Here is an 18,376-nt window from a genome sequence, read left to right on the forward strand (position 1 = left end):
AATTCGTGGCTCTATCCCTGTGCCTTTGCAACGGGGACAGGTCATGCAGCCAGCCTTGTGTTTTCTTTAACCCTTACGGCTTTTTGTAATAGCTCGTCACCGGTTAGAATTTTACCGTCTACGTTGAAGCTGTTCAGAACCCTGTGAACGTAATATCCGCGTGTGCGAAGGTAGTGCTCGGCAGGCTGGTAAATAGGGTCTGTTTCTCGTGATAGAATAATTTGCGCGCTGTTATCTCTGCGAAGCTTCAATCGTGAGATTTTTTCATTTACTCCCGCTTCACTCCTGCAAAGCCGGGCAGCTATATGCGAGCTTTGCCAGTTCAGTGCTACTTTCTCTCTCAAGAAATCTTCTTCATGTTTCTTCCAGTGGCTATTATTCGCCATGCTCTTCCTCCGTTGTTATCGAAATCAGTATCCCAAAGTCCTGCGCGTACATTTTCTTTGTTTCGCCAACATCTATTTGCGCGTCATCTTTCCAGACGATACCGTTAAGGGCGTCCATGACACCTTTTTCAAGGTTGTCTTTATCTGGTCGTGATGTATGCCTTGGTGGGTTTTCTCGCTTGTATTTCGGCCAGCTTTTGGGAATTGGAAATCTAAACTCCAGATCCAGCCGGACAGGTTGTGTTGTGCATTTAAATGACCCTAGTTGGGACTTCATATGCCAAGCGATTGTTTTCCTGTATGCGTCTGACTTGGCGTCTGTATAATGCCTCTTCCCATTTTTACCTGCTCTACGCCAAGGTTGAGGGACAACAGGGATAAACGCACTAACAACAGTCTCAGCCGGTTTAGTTGCTATATCTAGTGCCAGGATTTTCATTCCAGACCCAATTCTTCAAGTTCTTTTCTGGAGTCTATCCCTTTTCTCAAGTCTCTAATTTCCTCAACCAGCAATCTAATGCATTGGTCATCGCCTCTGCTAAATAGAACTTCGTCAAGGATAAGCTCATCAATGCCCCTCTCCATTCGCGCAACAAGATTATCCATTAATAGGTACCCCCAGCTTAGAGACTTTATAATTCTCGTTTTTCTCGTAATATCTACATGAAGAGGTCTTTCCAGAAATTGCTTTAGCCTTGGGTTTTTTAAGACCTTGTGAGCGCATTAATTGCACCCATTTTTTGCAAGTCCCGGTACCTTCTTTTACGTCCTTGAACATTAAACAGGAGCTACAAGATTGACCCGCGGGGCCTGTGCCGGGAAAATGAGCGGTATACTCATATTTTGCGGTGTGACTTACGCTTGCAATTGTATTTGAGAAAAGGTTCATTTTAACCTCCTGATAGGTTTTAATGTGAGGCGGTATTCGATCACTACACACCCCCAAAGAAGCCACCTGCATACAAGAGGGCTATCCAGAATATTAAGTAAGGGCCTCCGATTAAGGGATGCAGCTTTATTGTGATTGTCTGGTTAGGACAGAGTGTGTGTGCGCCTAATGCGATACAGAATAGGATTGCAGTTATCCATTGGGGCCAGTTCCATGCGAGTATGTCAGGCATCTTCCCGCCCCTCCAGTCCGTAGCCTACAGGGATACCGTCTTTGAATTTTCCGCTGATTAGCTCCTCAAGGCTAATAGCTGCCCATCCACTAGGGCCACCATCAGCGAAGGCAAAACGCCTTGCACTACTGAGTGTTTTAGAGTGATCAATAGAACCGTCAGGTGCGATTGCCACATATCCTGACGGCTTTATGAGTTCTGGCTTGTTGCGGATGCGAATAGAGTTTCCTAATGTCGTGCAATCGCCGGATGGGTAGAAACAACGGGTAAAATATTCAGAACTGTTTTTATATGTGACGACATACTCGTTTACATGCGGCAGGAATTTAAGCAAAAAAGCCTCTCCGCCGTATGTTGTCTCTATAGGCTTATTCCAATCAATCATTGGGGGCCTCCTCTTTAAGATAGGCCATGCAACGGCAAGTAACGGCTCCCCAAACCAAGCCAATAGAGAAGACTGCTGTTTTATTGTCTATAAATGCGGTGCTAAATACGACCACCACGCAACAAAATAAAAATAAAGGAAAGCGAGTTTTTCTATCAATCATTTACCCCTCCATATACCCTGTGCAGCGCTTGGAATAATCTGCCATTTTTATAGGAAAGTTTGTTGCTTTAGCTCTAGCTAGATCAGCTTTTGTAATCCGCCTGAAACAGGATTTATTTGCACATTTGGATTTGCAGAAAGCGCCCACCTCTCCATCGGATTTGAAGGGTGTAAGAGCGTCCATCATGACACCGCCTTAAAACTCACCGCTTGACCTTGTGCGGTGGCTTCCATGCCTTCAAGCTTGCGTTTTAAAACTGAAATACCCTCTTCAAGGGCCTGTAACTCTCTGTTGGTTACACGTTGACCGCCGGGGCCTGTCGGGGCTTTTGCAGCCCTTACTGTCTCTGCAAGCTTGCCAAAAGCAATAGTTGCACAGGTTAAATCATCCATAATGCAGGTGCCGATTTTACCCCGTACCCCTTCAAGCTTTCCGTTAATAACAGAAGCAATAGGCGTCTCCCCTGTCTCCTCTTTGCAGGCTTGGTCAATGGCAACAATATATTTGGCGGGTAAATGATGAAGCTCGCAATCGCGGTCCATGTATTTGGTAATCATACTCTCTGATTTACCGCAAATATCCGCCAGCGCTTCAAGGCCAAGGTTGTCTTTAGCTCTCCAAAGTGCTGCCTCAATAGTTTTGGGTGGCCTTACTTTTGTCATTTTTAAAAATCCTTCTTCACAAGAAAAATCTAAAACTCTGAATTACATTCCCCTCATGGATAGAAAAAATCGCAAAAGAGAAATCGAACTACTGATTAAGCAAACGGCTAACCAATTGAGGGTTGAGCCTGTAAACAGCCGGACTCGGTTAAACACCCCACCTGTCAAGAACCCGCTCAATACGCCTTAGCGTGTCGATGCGGGGGGAGGTGACCCCGGCGTACATTCTGTGAAACGTGGTCTTAGCGATACCGCTTTCGTTAAAAAGGTCTTGGAGGGTCTTATCAGCAGCCTTAACACGCTGCCTGTAGCCTTCCGCTATTTCCTGATTAGTTTCCATGCGCCTATTTTAGTAGCTTTTTAACTACTTGTAAAGTGGCATTATTACACTTTGTGGAATCCAACAATTTTTCATACTGTCACGGGATGGCAAAGCTAGTGAAAATTGATAAAGCAAAACTGACTTCCGAGCAGTTAAAGGCTCGTGAAATAGTTGACGAGGCGTTAAAAGTAACGGGCTACTCGCCCTCTAAACTTGCTTTAGAAGCGGGCATTGCTAAAACTACACTCACCAGATTCCTTAAAAACCCCGGTAGCAAAACCCTAACACTTCCCATTTTAAGCAAGATCCAAAAGGCAGCAGGCATAGAGCCGGTTGAACCTGTAAAGGTTGAGGTTATGGGAACAGTTCAGGCCGGGAATTTTGTTGAAGCCTCACAGCTCAGGCCATCCGAAAGAAAGACTTTGCGGATTATGCCATTCAAGGGGAGCCTCGCAAAGATACCCCTTTATGCTCTACAGGTAGCTGGTGAGAGTATGAATAGGATTACGCCTAACGGCTCCTACGTGATTTGCGCCCGTTTTTATGACCTGCAAACAGAGCCAAAGGACGGCAATATTGTTGTGGTGCATCGTCGCCGACATGATCTGGTTGAGGCAACCTGTAAGATACTGAAAATCGATGAAGATGGCAGACCTTGGCTTCACCCCTACTCTACAGCCACAGACCATCAAGACCCCATTGATTATCTAGCGGATCACGGTGTTGATGAGGTTGAGATTGTTAGCCTGGTTCTTATGAAGGTCGAAGATTTTTCTTCTCATCTATAAGTAAGCACTTACTTTAGCTTTAAAGCCAACTCATGCGGCAACGCGCTTACATCACCCAAATAAATATAATCAAGCGTTAATCCGAAACGCTCCACCAGCCTAATCGCCATATCAACTGGAATACGTCTAGCTCCAGTTTCCCAATTTGTGTATTGGGTGGGATTATAACCCAGAGATAAAGCAAATTGCTTTTGGTTCATACCTCCAAGCCCCCGGAAAGCCCGGAGACGCACCCCTATATCACTGTATATTTTTGCATTCATTTAAATATTATTATTTTACTGATTCACGCTTCAATTCGCCTACGTTTGTTTTAATTCAAACAACCCCCTGTTCGCGGGGGGCATAGGTGTCCTACCACCTTTCCCATGTGGCGCAACCACATCTTCTGTACATGTACTCAACTCGAACGAAGAAGCCCGCTTTGCTGCAAGCAGCGGAACTAAATCTAATGGAGTATTGTGTTGCGTCAAACAAATATTAATAAGACTAAAGTTACGCCTTGCACCCATGGATGTGAGGCGGGCTTCCTCTCAATCAAGCTCACAGAATCAAGAACAGCTCTTGTGAATCAATCAGCACTAGAGAATAAATCCTGCAATTTATTCAAATGCGGGCCAAAATGTTGCAATTTTCTGCGCTTTCCGACATGTCAAATCATAAGCATCTGCAAAGATATTTCATAAAAGTTGCTTTTTGACTACTTTTTTGATTGACATAAAGTTGTTTTAAAGCTACTATCCTTCCATAGACAAACGGAAGGACAGACAATGCCGCTCGATAATCTTTCATACAATTCACCAAGTGCACCGACAGCCGTCGACCGCATGAATTCATTCAAAGATGCTGACTGGTACGAAGACAACGGCCCCGATTTTGAAAAGCTGCAACAGGCTCAGGAGTGGATAGAGGAAGCTGCAAAAAAAATCAGTGACCTCGACCTCTCCACAGACGATGCAAAAACCTTTCAGGATCAGTTCGCTGATTTGATGGAGGCAGCTTCTCAGGAACTGGGAGGCGCTATGCACCTGCTCGAAAACAAGAGGGAGTTACTGTGATGACTGACAGCATTATCGCAATTGTCGTTTGTACCTGCCTAGCCATGCTGATGGTGCTGGTTGGTTTGAATTATCTGTCTGGATGCGGTGTCGAAAACGGTAGCTGCATCACTGTTGAAGACTTTATTGCAGGAGTGGAGAAATGACGAGTGTATTAGACGATACAATTTCACAGATTGTGGATCTGGCAGAAGCGCAAGGCATTGCCAGAAGTGTAACCGAAAGGGCAACACGGTTAAATTACCAAAATCTCGCACTGCTGAGCGACAACGTTCAGAAAGATTTTTTAATCAAAGACCTTCTTTCAGCACTCAAAGACCTTGTTGAGCAAGACGAAGCTAACCGCCCAGATGGGCCACTTCTGGATTGTGACAGAGCTTATCGCGTCATTAAACAAGTGGAGGGTAAATCATGAAACATACACCGGGGCCTTGGAAGGCAGCCGAACAAGGTGACTACGGTGATTTTGATGGGAACTCAAGAGTCATACTTGGCGATGACCGCAGGATAGCAGTTGTTCAGCACTCAGGCACAGACGAGGACGAGGCGAACGCCCACCTAATCGAAGCCTCACCCGATCTTTTAGAGGCACTCAAGCACGCGAGACTAATGATTATGAACTCTGGTATCGACACGACTGGAACAGCCGTTCCTATGTACGACGCCGCAATCTCTAAAGCGGAGGGTAAATCATGAAACACACACACACAGGCGAAAACCGTGAATTGTGGATGATGGGCCATTTAAATGAATGCCTGAATGTACGGGGGCTGGATATGTCCCTGAAAGGATCGGCAATACATACAGAACATCAACTTGTACCACATGCGATGGTACAGGCAAAACCATCACAGTTGGAAAGGCGGCTAATGATGACTAACGCTTTTGAAAAGTTCGGCATCAAGCATCTATCAGCCAGCAGTTTAAACCTATACACCGCACAGCCTTCCTTATGGGTTGGTAAGTATCTTTTGAAGTGGAAAGATGAAGTCGGCGCGGGTGCATGGCGTGGATCAGCCGTAGAGGCCGGAATTAATCTGGCACTCTATGACTTTGAGGCTACCTTAGAGCAATGTCATTCAAAAGCTCTTGAACTCTTTGAAAAAGATGCAATGGGCGATTGTGACGAGAAGGTGGATAAAGAACGCGCATCCATTTTACCTATGCTTGAGCAGGCTATTCCTGTGTATAGAGAAGCTGGAAAACCTGTTCGCACTCAAAAGAAAATACTGACATGGATTGATGGTGTTGATGTGCCTTTAATCGGCTTTGTTGACTATGAGTATACAACAAGCCTGAATGACTTGAAAACCACTCACAGGATACCGTCCAAGCCATCACCAGCCCATTGTGCGCAGGTGGCAATATATGAGAAGGCGACAGGAAAGAAACCGTCCCTCACCTACGTATCAACTAAGAAAACCGCGACCTATGAAGTCGAAGATATTGAGGAGCACTGGCAGCAAGTTGTGAGGTCAGCAAAGGCTATTCAAACCCTGCTAACCAGAAGTGAAACAGGCCGTGAGGCGCTTGAAATATTCTCACCAGATTTTAGTAGTTTTTACTGGTCAGAGCAAACCAAGCAGAACGCTACGGAGGCACTAATCTATGTCTGATATTGACCCAAAAGTAGGTGAAGCTCTTAGACAATGCGGCATCGGTCAAGAAGGCGCATGGAAGCATAAACAATCCGGTAAATGGATTGTAGCTCATTGGGCACTTGAAAGACTGTCTGCATTCAAAGGCATTACCTATGACGAGCCAAAATTCCTAGTCACGGAGAGAGACGCAGCAGCCGTTGTTGTAACTGGACGGCTTGGCGATAAATCTGAATGGTCGGTTGGTGAGGCTGTTGTAGGGCTTAATTATGAGGTTAAAGGCAAACAGCCGGGCTACCCATATGCAATGGCAGAAAAAAGAGCCAAGGACCGCGTAATTCTAAAGCTTATCGGCCTGCATGGTCATGCTTATTCAGAAGAGGAAGCGGATGACTTCAAACAAGAAACCCCTGCAAAACAAGAGGAGCCTGCCACGAAAGAAAGCAATCCTTTTGCAGAGAAACAACCCTCACCTGCTGAGCAGAAATACAATGAAATCATAGCAGCACTTAGTAAAGCCCAAACCCCTGAAAGGTTAAAACAACTAAAGCAGGCAGCAGAAAGGCACAAAGTGGCATTTCCAGAGGAAGCGCAATTAGATCTTGAAAAGCATTACGCTGAATGCCTGACAAAGCTAACAGAACAGAAGGAGGCAGCATGAGCGAGAAGAATTTAATAGCTATGCGAGACGCAATTTTAGCGATGACGTTTCGGGAAATGGTCCGTTTATCTGAAAGTCTGCAATTGTTAATTATCAATGAAGGCGGGGCAATGGTTGATGAAAACAAACTGTCAACCGCTCTTATAACGTGGGCAGAAAACGTTGAATTGGAAGAGGAGGCAGCATAATGGCAGGATCAATCAATAAGGTAATTTTGGTAGGAAACCTTTGCGCCGATGTAGAGCGAAGAACCATGCAAAATGGTAAGCCTGTATGCAACTTACGGGTAGCTACTTCTGAAAGCTGGAAAGACAAAGACACAGGAGAGCGTAAAGAGCGCCCAGAGTTTCACCGCGTCGTAATTTTCAGTGAAGGTCTTTGCCGGGTTGCAGAGGCGTATCTGAAAAAAGGCTCAAAAGTTTATCTCGAAGGCCAAATTCAGACAAGAACGTACGAGCAAGAAGGCCTCACCAAATACGCAACCGAGATTGTGCTGCAGGGCTTTAATGCAAATCTCACGCTATTGGATAGCCCTAACTCAGGCAGAACGTATGACGGAAACGATAGTGGTGAGCCGGCTGGTGGTTTTGGTGGCGGTGGCTTCGGGGACGACATCCCTTTTGCTCCAGTCAAACTCATTTAGGTAATTCTCTAACCTCCCTAGAGGGTTCTGACGGGCGGCCCTCGCTTCTCCCCATTAGCCCGTCACTTTGAAAGGATGTGGATATGAATTTTGAAAAATTAACACCAATAGAGGGTGGTTCTGGAGGCTGCTTATATTGTGGTTATCAGCACGAGATTTTGCCTTTGGATAAAGGTGGCGTCATAGCGGTCGGATTTGGGAGCGCGACTCTTACTAAAAATAACCAAACCGTCTACTGCGAAACAGAAGTAACTGAAGAGAACTTTATGACTTTTCAAGAAGCAGAAGAAATAGCCTCAAATGAGCCAGAAAACGACTGGAGAATTCATCTTATTGCACCGCTCAGTGAGCGTCATTATCAGCGACAAGGTGAAGGGCATTGGGTGCTTTATGAAAAAGGTATGGGGTTTGCTTAACACCACACCTGTAGAGGCTGGAACGAGTGGATTAAATGACATTACCCACGGATGAAAACGGTTCAGTCTCTTCAAGTGCGGCGGCGCTGAAAGCAGAAGCGCATTAAAAAGCGACTAGCCAACCCGCGTAAGGCTTTGATAGCAGCGGCGGGGTCTCGCATAGCCGGGGTAGCGTCCGGCCCGCACTACAGACAAGTTGAGCAATCAACGCGCTTAGCGGTTTTCTGTTATCCGCTGTCTGGAAAAACCGAACTTGAAACAGGAGAACTTAAATGCTGCACATGCTGATAACAATGGAGATACACGAGGTTATAAAACTGGAAGTTCCAGAAGAAGTAAACGGCTTCAATAAAATAACCCGTGTTCCTAACGGCTGGATATACAGCACGAATAGCTATGGCGTCTTTGTTCCTTTTAATAGTGAATGTAACATGGAGCGGCGTAAAGATGCTCTTCAAGGCTAAGAAGAAAAAGCCAAAAATTGATAAAAGCCAGTTGGCTATAGGGCTACCCAAAAAGTTTGGGATAATAGACAAGACTAAGCTCTTTGTTGATTGCGTCGTTCGCTTTAGAGACCCGGCATACCTAAAGAGCTTTAAAGGTGCAGCCTGCTTTGCATGCGGGATTATCGATGGGACTATAATAGCAGCCCACATACGCCCCGGCTGGTACGCAAGAAGCAAGCCGCACGATTTTTGGACGATTCCACTTTGTAGCCGCTGCCATGCAATTGAAGGCAAAAACCCTACAAAATTTTATGCCGCTTTAGGCTACACGATTAAGCAGATCAAACGGATTGCATACAGTCGTTATAGGAGTTGGTTAAGTGGCTAAGATTTTTCTAAAAAAAGACCTCGGCATACTACGCCCTGCTGACAGCATAGCAGAAGAATATATCCAGGGTATTGGTTTTGGGAAGCTTCTTGAATGCGCCATAACACAGCCCCGAAACATTAAACACCACAGAAGATACTGGTCAATGGTGGGCCTGATTTTCAAGAACCAGAGATATTTCCAGACGAAAGAAGATCTACATAACGCCATCAAAATCAAAACTGGATATAGCACTGTATATCAGTTCAAAGACGGCACTTACTGGCATAGCCCCGGTTCAATTAAATTCAGGAGCATGGATCAAGTCGCTTTTGAGATTTTTGAAAACAAAGCGGTCAACTTTATCACATCAGAAGTAGTTCCGGGCCTATCGAGTGAATTACTTAAAGCAGAATTGGAGGGCTATTTATGAATAGGAAATTCAGAGAAGGGCTTCAACGCCAAGCCGAAATCGCCAACATGACTAACGACCAAAAGGGCTTTTATCTTTTGAATGCTGTCAGGCAATTATCATTTCAAGGCGGCGACCCAGAAGAAGAACTTATTTGGATGCTGGTGGATCGGGGCGGCATTTTGCAAGGCATACTTGCGGCGGCTCAACTAGAAAATGAAGGCACTTTACAATGAGTGACATACACCCAAAGCAATTAGAGAATGTGAAGGCGGATATTCTGGCAGTGCTTGAGAATGGGCCAGAGGTAACGAAAGGGAACTTCACGGAGCGACTCGAGGCGGTTGCAGAGGCAGCCACTCGGGCTGCGTTTAGGGTGCTGCCGATTGAGGATGCACCGAAGGATGGAACTAAAGTTCTGGCTTTTCAAAAAGGTAACGAGAATGCTCGAAACTTTAACGCTCGCATTGATACGTTTAGAACGGATACGTTTGTGGCAAACAGAGGCGTTTGGTGGAGGGAACTTCCAGAAGCACCTTATGCTGGTTTTATCCCAATACCAACACAGGAGAGTGAGTGATGGGTGACTGTGTGCAGTTTTTAATGGATTCCGTTGAGTACGCCAAGGATTCTGAGCAGGTTCAAGCCCTCCAGCAAGAAAACGCTCAGCTAAGAGCATTCTTGTTTACACTGTTCAAAAGAAGCCATCTTCACTGTCAAAAAGGCACAGACAGCTTCCTAATGAAACAGGCACATTTTGATAATTGTATGGATATTGAGATGATTTTAAAAGGTGGTGGTGATGACGACTAAAGTTTTTCTTAAAGGTGAAGCGGGAGAGGTTGAGGTATCCGATTGCAAGGATTTTTCAGGTGACCTTGGCGCTGATAGTCCCAAAAAATTAGTTGACGAAGCTATAAGAGCTTACAAGGCGCTCCAGCCGCAGCCAGATTATGAAGTAACTTACACCCCAGAGGAATCATGGATAAAAAGATAAAAGCCTATCTGGATAGCTTGCATCCATCAGAGTTGAAATTTTGTTCAGCAATAGATTGCTGGTGTACAGGCTGTATCAGAAACAGAGAAGTAACCCCCCAAGACCTTACTGATTACATGAGAGAACGCGGGTTGCAGATGGAAGTGCAAGGGCCTGATGTGTCGCAAGAGGCCCAAGCGGTAATATCAGAGAAACTATGGAAAAAGAAGAAAGGAGAGTAGATGGACACCCTAAAAGCACTCAACAAAATGGAAACCAAGCTTAGCGGCTATCAAACCACCTTGAGGCAAGCAGCCGAAGAGATTAAGCAGCTTCGCGAACTTCTGGGTGAGGCGGTTGAAATTGTCTCCGAGGATGACCCAAACAGAGACCATCCAACATACTCTAATGTCATTAGGAGAGCTGAATTACTTCTCAAGAGGAAGTTTTAGAAAGGAGAGTAGATGAAAGCACGTATCGAGCCGCGAGGCTTGCCTATTGAATTAGCTGCCCAATATGTCGGATTATCACTTTCGACATTCTCTGCAGAGGTAAAGAAAGGGCTAGCACCAGAACCGACATGGTTGACCAAAAACCGCAAGGTGTGGTTGCGTGAAAAGCTGGATGATTACTTAGACCGTAAAGATAAGGGTATGGAGGTATCTGAAACATGGTCAGACAGGATAGCAAAACTTCGCTCAAATACATCTGGCGCCCAAAAGCAAAAGGCAAGCAATACACATACTACCGCAGGGACAAGCAAACGATCCGTATAGAAGGTGAGTTTATGTCATATGAATTCCTGTGTAACTATCAGGATATTCACGCCACATTTGAAGATCCAGGCAAAGCACCCGCAGCCAAAGGCACTTGGGCAAAACTGATAGAGCAGTATAAAGAATCCCGTTATTTCGAAAATCTGTCTGAGCAGTCCAAAAGCAGTTACCGAACATATCTCTCTTTGCTTGAAGAATATTTTGGCGACATCCCTGTCGCGCTCCTGACAACACCTGAAGTCTATGACCTCCAAGAAGCCCTTCAGGATACACCCCGCAAAGCAGATTATGTTATTTCAGTATTGAGCCGCCTCATTACATACGGAATAAAAAAGGGATACAGAAACGATAACCCTGCCCTAAAGGTTGAGAAGATCAGCAAGCCGGAAGGCCACCGCCCTTGGGAAGATTTTGAAATCACCGCATTCAGAAAGAAATGGAAGCCTGATACGGTTGAGAGAATCGCCTTTGAGCTCCTATTATCCACCGGACAACGCGGCGGCGATGTTATAAAGATGACCCGCCAGTTTTACCGTAAAGGCTGGATAAAGGTTAGGCAGGAAAAGACAGACGAGCTTGTAGATATCCCCGCGGCAAAAGCCCTAGCAGACATCCTTGACCCTTGGCTGGAAAATCACCCCCACATGATGCTGATAACAAACAGCAGAGGTGCACAATTCAAGAAACGTAACTTCCAAAAAATCATGAGGGACGCATATAAGGAGTGCGGATTTGGTCTGGATGTAACCACACACGGCCTCAGATACACCGCAGCTACTATCCTCCATGAATTGGGTCTGGATTGGGAAGTTATCGCCTCAATTACAGGCCACTCAACCATGCAGATGGTGAAGAAATACACCCGTAAAAAACGACTCGCTGCAAGGGCAATTGCCAAGCTTGACGAGAACCAAATAGGAACCAAACTGTAAAACCGCTTTCGAAAAAGTGTAAAACCGGATTTTTCGGAAAAAACAAAACCCCCGAAATTACTATGAATTTCAAGGGGTTGTATGGGGCGAATGACCGGGATCGAACCGGCGACCTCCTGAGTCACAGTCAGGCGCTCTAACCAACTGAGCTACATTCGCCATAAATGAGGCGCCCTATTTAGCCCCCATCCGCTGGTGGGTCAAGGCGATTTCTTCAATTTGCTTTAAAAAATTGATCCAGCCTTTCAATCGCTTCGCTCAAGACTTCCTCTCGCTTGCAAAAACAAAAGCGCACAAAATTGGTTTTCGCCCCCTCTGATGCGTAAAATGCGCTGACCGGAACTGCCGCAACACCAGCTTCGGTCGTGATCTTCTTGCAAAATTCTTCGTCAGTTCCCTCAAAGCCAATAGAATTGATATCAGCATTGATAAAATAGGTGCCGTCGCAATCTGCTGTCTCGAACCCGATGGATTGCAGGCATTTTTGATAAAGTCCCGCTTATGTTGCATGCTGTCTTTTAAATTCTGATAAAATTCATCATCCTTACCAAGCCCGAAAGCAACAGCGTTCTGAAGTGCCGGCGGTGTCGTAAAGGTAACGAACTGGTGCGCTTTGGCAATTTTGGCTATCAACTCCTCAGCCCCGGTCACGTAACCTACTTTCCAGCCTGTCAGGGAAAAGGTTTTACCGGCGGATCCAATACGCACGGTGCGATCTCCCATTCCCGGTAATGTGGCGAGAGGAATATGCCGGTTCAAACCGAAAACAATATGCTCATAGACCTCATCACAGACTGCATAGGCGTCATATTTCTGAACATATTCAGCGAGCAATTCCAACTCTGATAGTGTGAAAACCTTTCCAGTCGGGTTCATCGGATTGTTCAGAAGAACCAGTTTGGTTTTTTCTGAAAAAGCAGCATCGAGCCTGTCTTTTTGCAGCCCCCAGTGAGGCGGGTCCAGCCGGACTGATTTGACAATCCCTCCCGCCCTTAGGACCAGCGGCAGGTAACAGTCATATAAAGGCTCCAGCAGGACAACTTCATCCCCCGGATTTATCAACGCCATCAGACAGTCATTAAGAGCCTCAGTAGCACCAGACGTGACCAATACACCACTGTCGGGCTCAACAGCAATTCCATAGAAACGATGATTTGCATCCGTTACAGCCTGGCGGAGCTCTGCTGTTCCCATCATCGGAGGATACTGGTTAGGACCGTCCATCAAACCTTTTGCTGCCATCGCACGTATATCTTCGGGCCCATCTTCATCGGGAAAGCCCTGACCCAGATTTATTGCTTTATGCTGTATGGCAAGCTTGGACATGACTTCAAAAACAGTCGTTCCAAAACCCGATAACACGTCATTTGATTGCTTCACCATTGCCTGTCCCAATCTTTCCTTGCAGTCAATCTGCTAACAGGCATATCTTCACATTCAAATTGAAGCAAGCAATTAGGATAAGGATGAAATGACAGTTTCTTCCAAAATGTCAAAACTGGGCACAGAAAGCGCATTCGATGTGCTGGCCCAAGCGGCTCGACTTGCGCAAACAGGGCGAAATATTATTAATCTGGGCATTGGTCAGCCTGACTTTCCAACGCCAGATCATATCGTGGAAGCCGGAATAAAAGCGCTGAAAGACGGCCATCATGGTTATACTGCCGCCAATGGAATTCCCGAGCTCAGAGAAGCTGTCGCCGCGGATATTCTGAAACGTCGCGATGTTGAAGTTTCACCTGAGAATATCCTCATCATGCCGGGCGGCAAGGTCACCATGTCATTTGCCATCGAAATTTTTGGAGAGAGTGGCGCAGAAATACTGTATCCAAACCCGGGCTTTCCAATATATGAAAGCATGATCCGCTACTCCGGTGCACAGCCGGTACCCATCCCCCTTATCGAGGAGAAAGGGTTTTCGTTCGATGCGGATTATGTACTCTCAAAAGTAAATGACAGAACACGGCTCATCATTCTCAACACGCCGGCCAATCCAACAGGCGGCGTCATCCCGCCAGAAGAACTTTCAAAACTGGTAACTGGGCTGCAAGACTGGCCAAATGTCTATATTCTTTCTGATGAGATTTATAGCAGGATGACCTATGACGGGCTGCAGCATCACAGCCTTCTTTCCCATCCGGAAATTCGGGATCGTCTGATTATTCTCGATGGCTGGTCAAAAACTTACGCCATGACAGGATGGCGCCTTGGATGGGGATTATGGCCCGACTCCCTGATTGAATATGCCAAAAGGCTGTGTATCAACTACCACTCCTGTGTGAATGCTGCTGCGCAGTATGCGGGTATTGCTGCCCTGAGCGGTGATCAGTCGCCTGTCGATCACATGATGACTGCTTTTGATGCGCGCCGACATTTGATCCATGAGCGGCTGAACGCGATGGCTGGTGTATCCTGCATTATGCCAAAAGGCGCATTTTATGCCTTTGCCAATATCAGCAAAAGCGGACTGAGCTCAAAGGAATTTCAGAATAGACTCCTTGATGAAGAAGGGGTTGCCGCAATCGCGGGTACAAGTTTCGGCAAGGATGGAGAAGGATATATACGCTTTTCCTATGCCAGCTCCATCGAAAATATTGAAGACGCGATGGGGAGAATGAACCGATTTATGGATAGAGTAAAAGCCTGAAATGACTGAAACCGAATTTGACAAGCGGCTGACCGCACTTGAGCTGAAATTGATGGATCAGGATCAAATGATCACTGACCTCAGTGATATGGTCAATCGACAGTGGCAGGAAATTGAAAGTCTGCAAGCGAAACTCAAAACCGCCCATAGCCGGATTGTCTCTCTAGAAGACAGCCTTCCCGCACCCGGCGCATCAGCAGAAAAGCCGCCGCATTATTAAAAATTCCGAAAAGTTTTTCCAAAATATTCTCAATAATCAAAGATACAATTCATGACATCTGACCAATTGAAACAAGCTTGCAAAATATACGTTATCAATCGGCAGCAGGACACAGAGCGAAGAGAAAGGGTGACTTCAGAACTTCGCTCGTTGGGTTTGGATTGTGAGATTGTTAGAGCTATTGATGGATATGCAATTGATGCGCATAAAGCCCCGGAATATGACGCTAAAAAACGATTGAGATATTTTGGGCGGCATATGACCGAAGGGGAAATCGGTTGCCTGATGTCACACCGTAAAGTCTACAAGACCATGCTCGATCAATCGGTTTCCCATGCTCTGGTCCTTGAAGATGACGTTCATTTTGAAAGCGATCTGCCGCAAACTCTCGAGCAACTTATCAACAATGCGGATAACTGGGACATAGTGCGTTTCATAAACAAACTTAAAGTGCTGAAAAGTTGGCACACCACATTCGACAGGCTTGAAAATAAATATGCGCTCGAATTGCTACAAGCCGCACCGGGAGCCGCATATGCCTATATGATCAATGAAAAAGCAGCCAAACGTATTCTGGACGTTACTCAGACAAACTGGCTGCAAATAGATGTTACACACAGCCGTTATTGGAAAACGGGGCTAAAGACACTTTGCCTGATACCGGCACCTGTTACGCATGACTACGAAATCCAGTCTACGATCGGCGAGAAAAGATTTGATAAAAACCTGCAGATCACTGGTATTGCCAAACTTACACATATGCTGCACCGGTTCTGGTTCAAAGTCAGCAGTAGTTTTCTAAAGCGGGCGCACTATATATTCCAAAAATCGACATATCGCTATAAACCTTCACAGAAATAGGCTTGCACAGACCAAGGGGGCTCTATACAAGCTGCAAATCCTCAACCTCACGTGAATTGACAGGAACCAACCATGTCTGAAAAGACCAAAAAAGAAGCACCCGAAGATGATCCGGTCGCTATTTATATTCTAGAGGCGCTAGAATTTGGCGATGAAGTGTCCCCAAACACCATCGCGCAAACAATCGCCCGCGATAAAGCCAAAGAGACTTCTCCCCCTGATTTCTGGCGAAAATTCATGACAGCTGTTCGCCAGCAGGCAATCCATCTTGCTCGCAATGGCCGGATCGAAATTGTTCGTAAGGGCCAGGCTGTCGATCCCAACGACTTTAAAGGGCTCTACAAACTGAGATTGCCTAGAAAATGATCAACAAGGCAGCCTGATAGCGGGTTATTTCATTTTCATACCTTCTAATATTGAGCAAAAAATATACATTTGCCTATTTTTTATACACAAATTTTGTGCAATAAATTGGCATATAGTAATTAGTCGGTCCAAAAACCTACGAATTCTGTGCTGTAAAAAAAATTGTCGCTTACCTGAAAACTGGCACGGCTCGTGCTATATACAGTCACAGGCGCTGGTGCCGTAATTTGACGCAACTACCGAAGAAGTGACAAATGAAGAAAATCGAAGCTATCATCAAGCCTTTTAAACTGGACGAAGTGAAAGAAGCCCTTCACGAAGTCGGCCTTCAAGGAATTACCGTGACAGAAGCCAAGGGCTTTGGTCGTCAGAAAGGTCATACAGAGCTTTATCGCGGCGCCGAATATGTCGTGGATTTTCTACCAAAGGTGAAAATTGAAATCGTTCTGGAAGACGAGCTTCTGGAACGCGCAATTGAGGCCATTCAATCGGCTGCACATACGGGACGCATTGGGGATGGAAAGATTTTTGTCTCTTCCGTTGAAGAAGTCATCCGTATTCGCACCGGAGAGACAGGCAAAGACGCCGTCTGATTTGAACCCACCACCCTTGAATGGGACTAGTCGTAATAATTCTTAACAGAGAGACACAAACCAATGAGCACAGACGATATTTCAAAAGTTCTTGATATGATCAAGGAAAACGAAATCGAATATGTTGACCTTCGTTTTACAGACCCCAAGGGTAAGTGGCAGCATCTTGCAATGCATGCTGATGCCGTTGAAGAAGAAACATTTACGGACGGTATCATGTTTGACGGCTCTTCCATCACTGGCTGGAAAGCAATCAACGAGTCTGACATGACATTGAAGCTGGATCCAACTTCCGTAGTTGTTGATCCTTTTGCTGCGCGCCCGACAATTATTATCTTCTGCGATATTGAGGATCCAACAAGTGGTGAAAGCTACGAGCGTGACCCACGTTCTGTTGCCAAAAAAGCAGAAGCTTACCTTGCCTCTACAGGTATCGGCGACTCAGCATATTTCGGACCTGAAGCTGAATTCTTCATGTTTGATGACGTTCAATTCGCAAATGACAGTCACCACACATTCTACAAACTTTCAGATTCTGAAGCACCATACATGTCCGGTGAAGACATGGAAGGCGGCAACACAGGTCACCGTCCAGGCGTCAAGGGTGTTACTTCCCTGTACAGCCAGTTGACAGCGGTGCAGACATTCGCTCGGAAATGGTTTCAGTCGCCAAAGAAATGGGCCTGCGCGTAGAAAAACATCATCACGAAGTAGCACCATCTCAGCATGAACTGGGCTTCAAGTTCAATTCACTGGTAGGCGCCGCGGATGACATTCAAAAGCAGAAATATGTGATTCATAATGTTGCTCACGCCTATGGTAAAACAGCTACCTTCATGCCAAAGCCTGTCTCTGGCGATAATGGCTCCGGTATGCATGTGCATCAGTCAATCTGGAAAGAAGGCAAGCCTGCTTTCGCCGGTTCTGGCTACGCGGGTCTGTCAGAGTCCGCACTTTATTACATCGGCGGAATCATCAAACACGCCAAAGCAATTAATGCGTTCACAAACGCCTCCACCAACTCTTACAAGCGTCTGATCCCAGGGTTTGAAGCACCAGTTCTTCTGGCATATTCCGCACGGAACCGCTCAGCGTCCTGCCGTATTCCTTACTCTGGCAGCCCGAACGGTAAACGTGTTGAAATTCGCTTCCCTGATTGTACAGCCAACCCATACCTCGCCTTTGCTGCGATGATGATGGCCGGCCTCGATGGTATCCAGAACAAAATCCATCCTGGCGACGCGATGGACAAAGACCTGTACGATCTTCCAGCAGAAGAGCTGAAAGACATTCCAACAGTAGCAGGTTCACTGCGTGAAGCTTTGGAAGCACTTGATGCGGATCGCGAATTCCTCACAAAAGGTGACGTGTTCACGAATGACATGATCGACGGTTACATTGCCATGAAATGGGAAGATGTTTACCGCTTTGAACATGCCCCACATCCTGCTGAATTCGACATGTATTTCAGCGTTTAATACAGGTTGATATCTGAAATATTTAAGGCCGCATCTGTGTATGCGGCCTTTTTTATGACGTGCAACCTGTCACATTTCCATGAATATCCGAATGACAGC

The 18,376-nt window shown here is 45.9% G+C and carries 34 protein-coding genes, 1 tRNA gene and 2 pseudogenes; 27 read left to right on the top strand and 10 right to left on the bottom strand.

The window, feature by feature from the left end; genetic code table 11:
- Nucleotides 1-41 precede the first annotated feature (41 nt).
- The 7 genes from JCM23214_RS11505 to JCM23214_RS11550 form a co-directional block, all read right to left on the bottom strand.
- Complete coding sequence (locus tag JCM23214_RS11505) at nt 42-386, bottom strand: hypothetical protein (RefSeq protein WP_025899070.1); 345 nt, start codon at nt 384-386, stop codon at nt 42-44.
- On the bottom strand, nt 376-825 hold the full coding sequence (locus JCM23214_RS22495; protein ID WP_025899071.1) for a RusA family crossover junction endodeoxyribonuclease: 450 nt from the start codon (nt 823-825) through the stop codon (nt 376-378). The genes JCM23214_RS11505 and JCM23214_RS22495 overlap by 11 nt, the downstream gene beginning before the upstream one ends.
- Nucleotides 822-992, bottom strand: a complete 171-nt coding sequence (locus tag JCM23214_RS23480; RefSeq protein WP_159104346.1) for a hypothetical protein — start codon at nt 990-992, stop codon at nt 822-824. The genes JCM23214_RS22495 and JCM23214_RS23480 overlap by 4 nt, the downstream gene beginning before the upstream one ends.
- Nucleotides 993-1,499: 507 nt before the next feature.
- Complete coding sequence (locus JCM23214_RS11530; RefSeq protein ID WP_025899074.1) at nt 1,500-1,892, bottom strand: hypothetical protein; 393 nt, start codon at nt 1,890-1,892, stop codon at nt 1,500-1,502.
- The gene (locus JCM23214_RS23485; protein WP_159104347.1) at nt 1,885-2,055 is read right to left on the bottom strand and encodes a hypothetical protein; all 171 of its coding nucleotides are present in this window, start codon (nt 2,053-2,055) and stop codon (nt 1,885-1,887) included. The genes JCM23214_RS11530 and JCM23214_RS23485 overlap by 8 nt, the downstream gene beginning before the upstream one ends.
- Before the next feature lie 182 nt (nt 2,056-2,237).
- Nucleotides 2,238-2,717: a hypothetical protein gene (locus JCM23214_RS11545; protein ID WP_025899076.1), complete on the bottom strand. Its 480-nt coding sequence runs from the start codon at nt 2,715-2,717 to the stop codon at nt 2,238-2,240.
- Between the two features lie 148 nt (nt 2,718-2,865).
- A complete protein-coding gene (locus tag JCM23214_RS11550) occupies nt 2,866-3,057 on the bottom strand; it encodes a helix-turn-helix domain-containing protein (protein WP_025899077.1) in 192 nt (63 codons plus the stop codon).
- Between the two features lie 98 nt (nt 3,058-3,155).
- On the opposite strand from JCM23214_RS11550, the gene JCM23214_RS22500 reads away from it, so the two are divergent.
- Entirely contained in the window at nt 3,156-3,827 is a 672-nt protein-coding gene (locus tag JCM23214_RS22500; protein ID WP_159104348.1) for a LexA family protein, read from the top strand.
- 8 nt (nt 3,828-3,835) lie between these two features.
- Here the strand turns inward: JCM23214_RS22500 and JCM23214_RS11560 are convergent, their stop codons facing one another.
- The gene (locus JCM23214_RS11560; protein ID WP_051548139.1) at nt 3,836-4,090 is read right to left on the bottom strand and encodes a helix-turn-helix domain-containing protein; all 255 of its coding nucleotides are present in this window, start codon (nt 4,088-4,090) and stop codon (nt 3,836-3,838) included.
- Nucleotides 4,091-4,597: 507 nt separating this feature from the next.
- Between JCM23214_RS11560 and JCM23214_RS11565 the strand changes: the two genes are divergently transcribed.
- The 20 genes from JCM23214_RS11565 (at nt 4,598) to JCM23214_RS11660 (ending at nt 12,112) form a co-directional block, all read left to right on the top strand.
- Entirely contained in the window at nt 4,598-4,885 is a 288-nt protein-coding gene (locus JCM23214_RS11565) for a hypothetical protein (protein ID WP_025899080.1), read from the top strand.
- Entirely contained in the window at nt 4,885-5,031 is a 147-nt protein-coding gene (locus JCM23214_RS23490) for a hypothetical protein (RefSeq protein WP_159104350.1), read from the top strand. Before JCM23214_RS11565 ends, JCM23214_RS23490 begins: the two co-directional genes overlap by 1 nt.
- Nucleotides 5,028-5,300, top strand: a complete 273-nt coding sequence (locus JCM23214_RS11575; RefSeq protein WP_025899081.1) for a hypothetical protein — start codon at nt 5,028-5,030, stop codon at nt 5,298-5,300. Before JCM23214_RS23490 ends, JCM23214_RS11575 begins: the two co-directional genes overlap by 4 nt.
- Entirely contained in the window at nt 5,297-5,581 is a 285-nt protein-coding gene (locus tag JCM23214_RS11580) for an XkdD/Y8K6 family phage-associated protein (protein ID WP_025899082.1), read from the top strand. The genes JCM23214_RS11575 and JCM23214_RS11580 overlap by 4 nt, the downstream gene beginning before the upstream one ends.
- Entirely contained in the window at nt 5,578-6,501 is a 924-nt protein-coding gene (locus JCM23214_RS11585) for a hypothetical protein (protein ID WP_025899083.1), read from the top strand. Before JCM23214_RS11580 ends, JCM23214_RS11585 begins: the two co-directional genes overlap by 4 nt.
- A complete protein-coding gene (locus JCM23214_RS22505; RefSeq protein WP_025899084.1) occupies nt 6,494-7,144 on the top strand; it encodes a hypothetical protein in 651 nt (216 codons plus the stop codon). Before JCM23214_RS11585 ends, JCM23214_RS22505 begins: the two co-directional genes overlap by 8 nt.
- Nucleotides 7,141-7,332: a hypothetical protein gene (locus JCM23214_RS11595; RefSeq protein ID WP_025899085.1), complete on the top strand. Its 192-nt coding sequence runs from the start codon at nt 7,141-7,143 to the stop codon at nt 7,330-7,332. The genes JCM23214_RS22505 and JCM23214_RS11595 overlap by 4 nt, the downstream gene beginning before the upstream one ends.
- Complete coding sequence (gene ssb / locus JCM23214_RS11600) at nt 7,332-7,787, top strand: single-stranded DNA-binding protein (RefSeq protein ID WP_025899086.1); 456 nt, start codon at nt 7,332-7,334, stop codon at nt 7,785-7,787. The genes JCM23214_RS11595 and ssb overlap by 1 nt, the downstream gene beginning before the upstream one ends.
- An 83-nt stretch (nt 7,788-7,870) precedes the next feature.
- Nucleotides 7,871-8,203 carry a hypothetical protein gene (locus tag JCM23214_RS11605; RefSeq protein WP_025899087.1) on the top strand — a complete coding sequence of 111 codons (333 nt, stop codon included), beginning with the start codon at nt 7,871-7,873 and terminating at the stop codon, nt 8,201-8,203.
- 272 nt (nt 8,204-8,475) lie between these two features.
- Complete coding sequence (locus JCM23214_RS11610) at nt 8,476-8,667, top strand: hypothetical protein (RefSeq protein WP_025899088.1); 192 nt, start codon at nt 8,476-8,478, stop codon at nt 8,665-8,667.
- Nucleotides 8,651-9,037, top strand: a complete 387-nt coding sequence (locus JCM23214_RS11615) for a DUF968 domain-containing protein (protein WP_025899089.1) — start codon at nt 8,651-8,653, stop codon at nt 9,035-9,037. The genes JCM23214_RS11610 and JCM23214_RS11615 overlap by 17 nt, the downstream gene beginning before the upstream one ends.
- Nucleotides 9,030-9,449 carry a DUF1367 family protein gene (locus tag JCM23214_RS11620; RefSeq protein WP_025899090.1) on the top strand — a complete coding sequence of 140 codons (420 nt, stop codon included), beginning with the start codon at nt 9,030-9,032 and terminating at the stop codon, nt 9,447-9,449. Before JCM23214_RS11615 ends, JCM23214_RS11620 begins: the two co-directional genes overlap by 8 nt.
- The gene (locus tag JCM23214_RS11625) at nt 9,446-9,664 is read left to right on the top strand and encodes a hypothetical protein (protein WP_025899091.1); all 219 of its coding nucleotides are present in this window, start codon (nt 9,446-9,448) and stop codon (nt 9,662-9,664) included. The genes JCM23214_RS11620 and JCM23214_RS11625 overlap by 4 nt, the downstream gene beginning before the upstream one ends.
- Nucleotides 9,661-10,008, top strand: a complete 348-nt coding sequence (locus JCM23214_RS11630) for a hypothetical protein (RefSeq protein WP_025899092.1) — start codon at nt 9,661-9,663, stop codon at nt 10,006-10,008. Before JCM23214_RS11625 ends, JCM23214_RS11630 begins: the two co-directional genes overlap by 4 nt.
- Nucleotides 10,008-10,241, top strand: a complete 234-nt coding sequence (locus JCM23214_RS11635; protein WP_025899093.1) for a hypothetical protein — start codon at nt 10,008-10,010, stop codon at nt 10,239-10,241. The genes JCM23214_RS11630 and JCM23214_RS11635 overlap by 1 nt, the downstream gene beginning before the upstream one ends.
- Entirely contained in the window at nt 10,231-10,425 is a 195-nt protein-coding gene (locus JCM23214_RS11640) for a hypothetical protein (protein WP_025899094.1), read from the top strand. The genes JCM23214_RS11635 and JCM23214_RS11640 overlap by 11 nt, the downstream gene beginning before the upstream one ends.
- Nucleotides 10,410-10,646: a hypothetical protein gene (locus JCM23214_RS11645; RefSeq protein ID WP_025899095.1), complete on the top strand. Its 237-nt coding sequence runs from the start codon at nt 10,410-10,412 to the stop codon at nt 10,644-10,646. Before JCM23214_RS11640 ends, JCM23214_RS11645 begins: the two co-directional genes overlap by 16 nt.
- Nucleotides 10,647-10,856, top strand: coding sequence for a hypothetical protein (locus tag JCM23214_RS11650; RefSeq protein WP_025899096.1), 210 nt, complete (start codon nt 10,647-10,649; stop codon nt 10,854-10,856). It abuts the gene before it with no gap.
- Between the two features lie 12 nt (nt 10,857-10,868).
- On the top strand, nt 10,869-11,180 hold the full coding sequence (locus JCM23214_RS11655) for a helix-turn-helix transcriptional regulator (RefSeq protein WP_025899097.1): 312 nt from the start codon (nt 10,869-10,871) through the stop codon (nt 11,178-11,180).
- 11 nt (nt 11,181-11,191) lie between these two features.
- On the top strand, nt 11,192-12,112 hold the full coding sequence (locus JCM23214_RS11660; RefSeq protein WP_025899098.1) for a tyrosine-type recombinase/integrase: 921 nt from the start codon (nt 11,192-11,194) through the stop codon (nt 12,110-12,112).
- Between the two features lie 82 nt (nt 12,113-12,194).
- Here JCM23214_RS11660 and JCM23214_RS11665 read toward each other — a convergent pair.
- Together JCM23214_RS11665 and JCM23214_RS20455 are read right to left on the bottom strand one after the other, a co-directional pair.
- Nucleotides 12,195-12,271: transfer RNA gene (locus tag JCM23214_RS11665), tRNA-His, on the bottom strand.
- 55 nt (nt 12,272-12,326) lie between these two features.
- Nucleotides 12,327-13,492, bottom strand: a pseudogene (locus tag JCM23214_RS20455) (aminotransferase).
- A gap of 91 nt (nt 13,493-13,583) precedes the next feature.
- On the opposite strand from JCM23214_RS20455, the gene JCM23214_RS11675 reads away from it, so the two are divergent.
- The 6 genes and pseudogenes from JCM23214_RS11675 to glnA all read left to right on the top strand — a co-directional run bounded on the left by JCM23214_RS11675 (nt 13,584) and on the right by glnA (nt 18,277).
- Nucleotides 13,584-14,759, top strand: a complete 1,176-nt coding sequence (locus tag JCM23214_RS11675; protein ID WP_025899099.1) for a pyridoxal phosphate-dependent aminotransferase — start codon at nt 13,584-13,586, stop codon at nt 14,757-14,759.
- A 1-nt stretch (nt 14,760) separates the two neighbouring features.
- Nucleotides 14,761-14,979: a SlyX family protein gene (locus tag JCM23214_RS11680; protein WP_025899100.1), complete on the top strand. Its 219-nt coding sequence runs from the start codon at nt 14,761-14,763 to the stop codon at nt 14,977-14,979.
- A gap of 51 nt (nt 14,980-15,030) precedes the next feature.
- Nucleotides 15,031-15,840, top strand: coding sequence for a glycosyltransferase family 25 protein (locus tag JCM23214_RS11685; protein ID WP_025899101.1), 810 nt, complete (start codon nt 15,031-15,033; stop codon nt 15,838-15,840).
- A gap of 72 nt (nt 15,841-15,912) precedes the next feature.
- Nucleotides 15,913-16,206: a DUF3253 domain-containing protein gene (locus JCM23214_RS11690; protein WP_025899102.1), complete on the top strand. Its 294-nt coding sequence runs from the start codon at nt 15,913-15,915 to the stop codon at nt 16,204-16,206.
- 254 nt (nt 16,207-16,460) lie between these two features.
- Entirely contained in the window at nt 16,461-16,799 is a 339-nt protein-coding gene (locus JCM23214_RS11695; protein WP_025899103.1) for a P-II family nitrogen regulator, read from the top strand.
- Nucleotides 16,800-16,862: 63 nt separating this feature from the next.
- Nucleotides 16,863-18,277, top strand: a pseudogene (glnA, locus tag JCM23214_RS20460) (type I glutamate--ammonia ligase).
- The last annotated feature ends 99 nt before the right edge of the window (nt 18,278-18,376 follow it).

Source organism: Sneathiella glossodoripedis JCM 23214 (assembly GCF_000616095.1).
GTDB lineage: Bacteria > Pseudomonadota > Alphaproteobacteria > Sneathiellales > Sneathiellaceae > Sneathiella > Sneathiella glossodoripedis.

Coding starts and splice junctions, on each gene's coding strand:
- JCM23214_RS11625 (WP_025899091.1), top strand. CDS start 9,446: ATGAATAGGAAATTCAGAGAAGGGCTTCAACGCCAAGCCGAAATCGCC.
- JCM23214_RS11615 (WP_025899089.1), top strand. CDS start 8,651: ATGCTCTTCAAGGCTAAGAAGAAAAAGCCAAAAATTGATAAAAGCCAG.
- JCM23214_RS11630 (WP_025899092.1), top strand. CDS start 9,661: ATGAGTGACATACACCCAAAGCAATTAGAGAATGTGAAGGCGGATATT.
- JCM23214_RS11560 (WP_051548139.1), bottom strand. CDS start 4,090: ATGAATGCAAAAATATACAGTGATATAGGGGTGCGTCTCCGGGCTTTC.
- JCM23214_RS11660 (WP_025899098.1), top strand. CDS start 11,192: ATGTCATATGAATTCCTGTGTAACTATCAGGATATTCACGCCACATTT.
- JCM23214_RS23490 (WP_159104350.1), top strand. CDS start 4,885: ATGACTGACAGCATTATCGCAATTGTCGTTTGTACCTGCCTAGCCATG.
- JCM23214_RS11645 (WP_025899095.1), top strand. CDS start 10,410: ATGGATAAAAAGATAAAAGCCTATCTGGATAGCTTGCATCCATCAGAG.
- JCM23214_RS11530 (WP_025899074.1), bottom strand. CDS start 1,892: ATGATTGATTGGAATAAGCCTATAGAGACAACATACGGCGGAGAGGCT.
- JCM23214_RS11680 (WP_025899100.1), top strand. CDS start 14,761: ATGACTGAAACCGAATTTGACAAGCGGCTGACCGCACTTGAGCTGAAA.
- JCM23214_RS11640 (WP_025899094.1), top strand. CDS start 10,231: ATGACGACTAAAGTTTTTCTTAAAGGTGAAGCGGGAGAGGTTGAGGTA.
- JCM23214_RS11675 (WP_025899099.1), top strand. CDS start 13,584: ATGACAGTTTCTTCCAAAATGTCAAAACTGGGCACAGAAAGCGCATTC.
- ssb (WP_025899086.1), top strand. CDS start 7,332: ATGGCAGGATCAATCAATAAGGTAATTTTGGTAGGAAACCTTTGCGCC.
- JCM23214_RS11585 (WP_025899083.1), top strand. CDS start 5,578: ATGAAACACACACACACAGGCGAAAACCGTGAATTGTGGATGATGGGC.
- JCM23214_RS11505 (WP_025899070.1), bottom strand. CDS start 386: ATGGCGAATAATAGCCACTGGAAGAAACATGAAGAAGATTTCTTGAGA.
- JCM23214_RS11605 (WP_025899087.1), top strand. CDS start 7,871: ATGAATTTTGAAAAATTAACACCAATAGAGGGTGGTTCTGGAGGCTGC.
- JCM23214_RS11690 (WP_025899102.1), top strand. CDS start 15,913: ATGTCTGAAAAGACCAAAAAAGAAGCACCCGAAGATGATCCGGTCGCT.
- JCM23214_RS11575 (WP_025899081.1), top strand. CDS start 5,028: ATGACGAGTGTATTAGACGATACAATTTCACAGATTGTGGATCTGGCA.
- JCM23214_RS23485 (WP_159104347.1), bottom strand. CDS start 2,055: ATGATTGATAGAAAAACTCGCTTTCCTTTATTTTTATTTTGTTGCGTG.
- JCM23214_RS11545 (WP_025899076.1), bottom strand. CDS start 2,717: ATGACAAAAGTAAGGCCACCCAAAACTATTGAGGCAGCACTTTGGAGA.
- JCM23214_RS11650 (WP_025899096.1), top strand. CDS start 10,647: ATGGACACCCTAAAAGCACTCAACAAAATGGAAACCAAGCTTAGCGGC.
- JCM23214_RS11565 (WP_025899080.1), top strand. CDS start 4,598: ATGCCGCTCGATAATCTTTCATACAATTCACCAAGTGCACCGACAGCC.
- JCM23214_RS22495 (WP_025899071.1), bottom strand. CDS start 825: ATGAAAATCCTGGCACTAGATATAGCAACTAAACCGGCTGAGACTGTT.
- JCM23214_RS22505 (WP_025899084.1), top strand. CDS start 6,494: ATGTCTGATATTGACCCAAAAGTAGGTGAAGCTCTTAGACAATGCGGC.
- JCM23214_RS11550 (WP_025899077.1), bottom strand. CDS start 3,057: ATGGAAACTAATCAGGAAATAGCGGAAGGCTACAGGCAGCGTGTTAAG.
- JCM23214_RS11595 (WP_025899085.1), top strand. CDS start 7,141: ATGAGCGAGAAGAATTTAATAGCTATGCGAGACGCAATTTTAGCGATG.
- JCM23214_RS23480 (WP_159104346.1), bottom strand. CDS start 992: ATGGATAATCTTGTTGCGCGAATGGAGAGGGGCATTGATGAGCTTATC.
- JCM23214_RS11685 (WP_025899101.1), top strand. CDS start 15,031: ATGACATCTGACCAATTGAAACAAGCTTGCAAAATATACGTTATCAAT.
- JCM23214_RS11655 (WP_025899097.1), top strand. CDS start 10,869: ATGAAAGCACGTATCGAGCCGCGAGGCTTGCCTATTGAATTAGCTGCC.
- JCM23214_RS11695 (WP_025899103.1), top strand. CDS start 16,461: ATGAAGAAAATCGAAGCTATCATCAAGCCTTTTAAACTGGACGAAGTG.
- JCM23214_RS11610 (WP_025899088.1), top strand. CDS start 8,476: ATGCTGCACATGCTGATAACAATGGAGATACACGAGGTTATAAAACTG.
- JCM23214_RS11580 (WP_025899082.1), top strand. CDS start 5,297: ATGAAACATACACCGGGGCCTTGGAAGGCAGCCGAACAAGGTGACTAC.
- JCM23214_RS11635 (WP_025899093.1), top strand. CDS start 10,008: ATGGGTGACTGTGTGCAGTTTTTAATGGATTCCGTTGAGTACGCCAAG.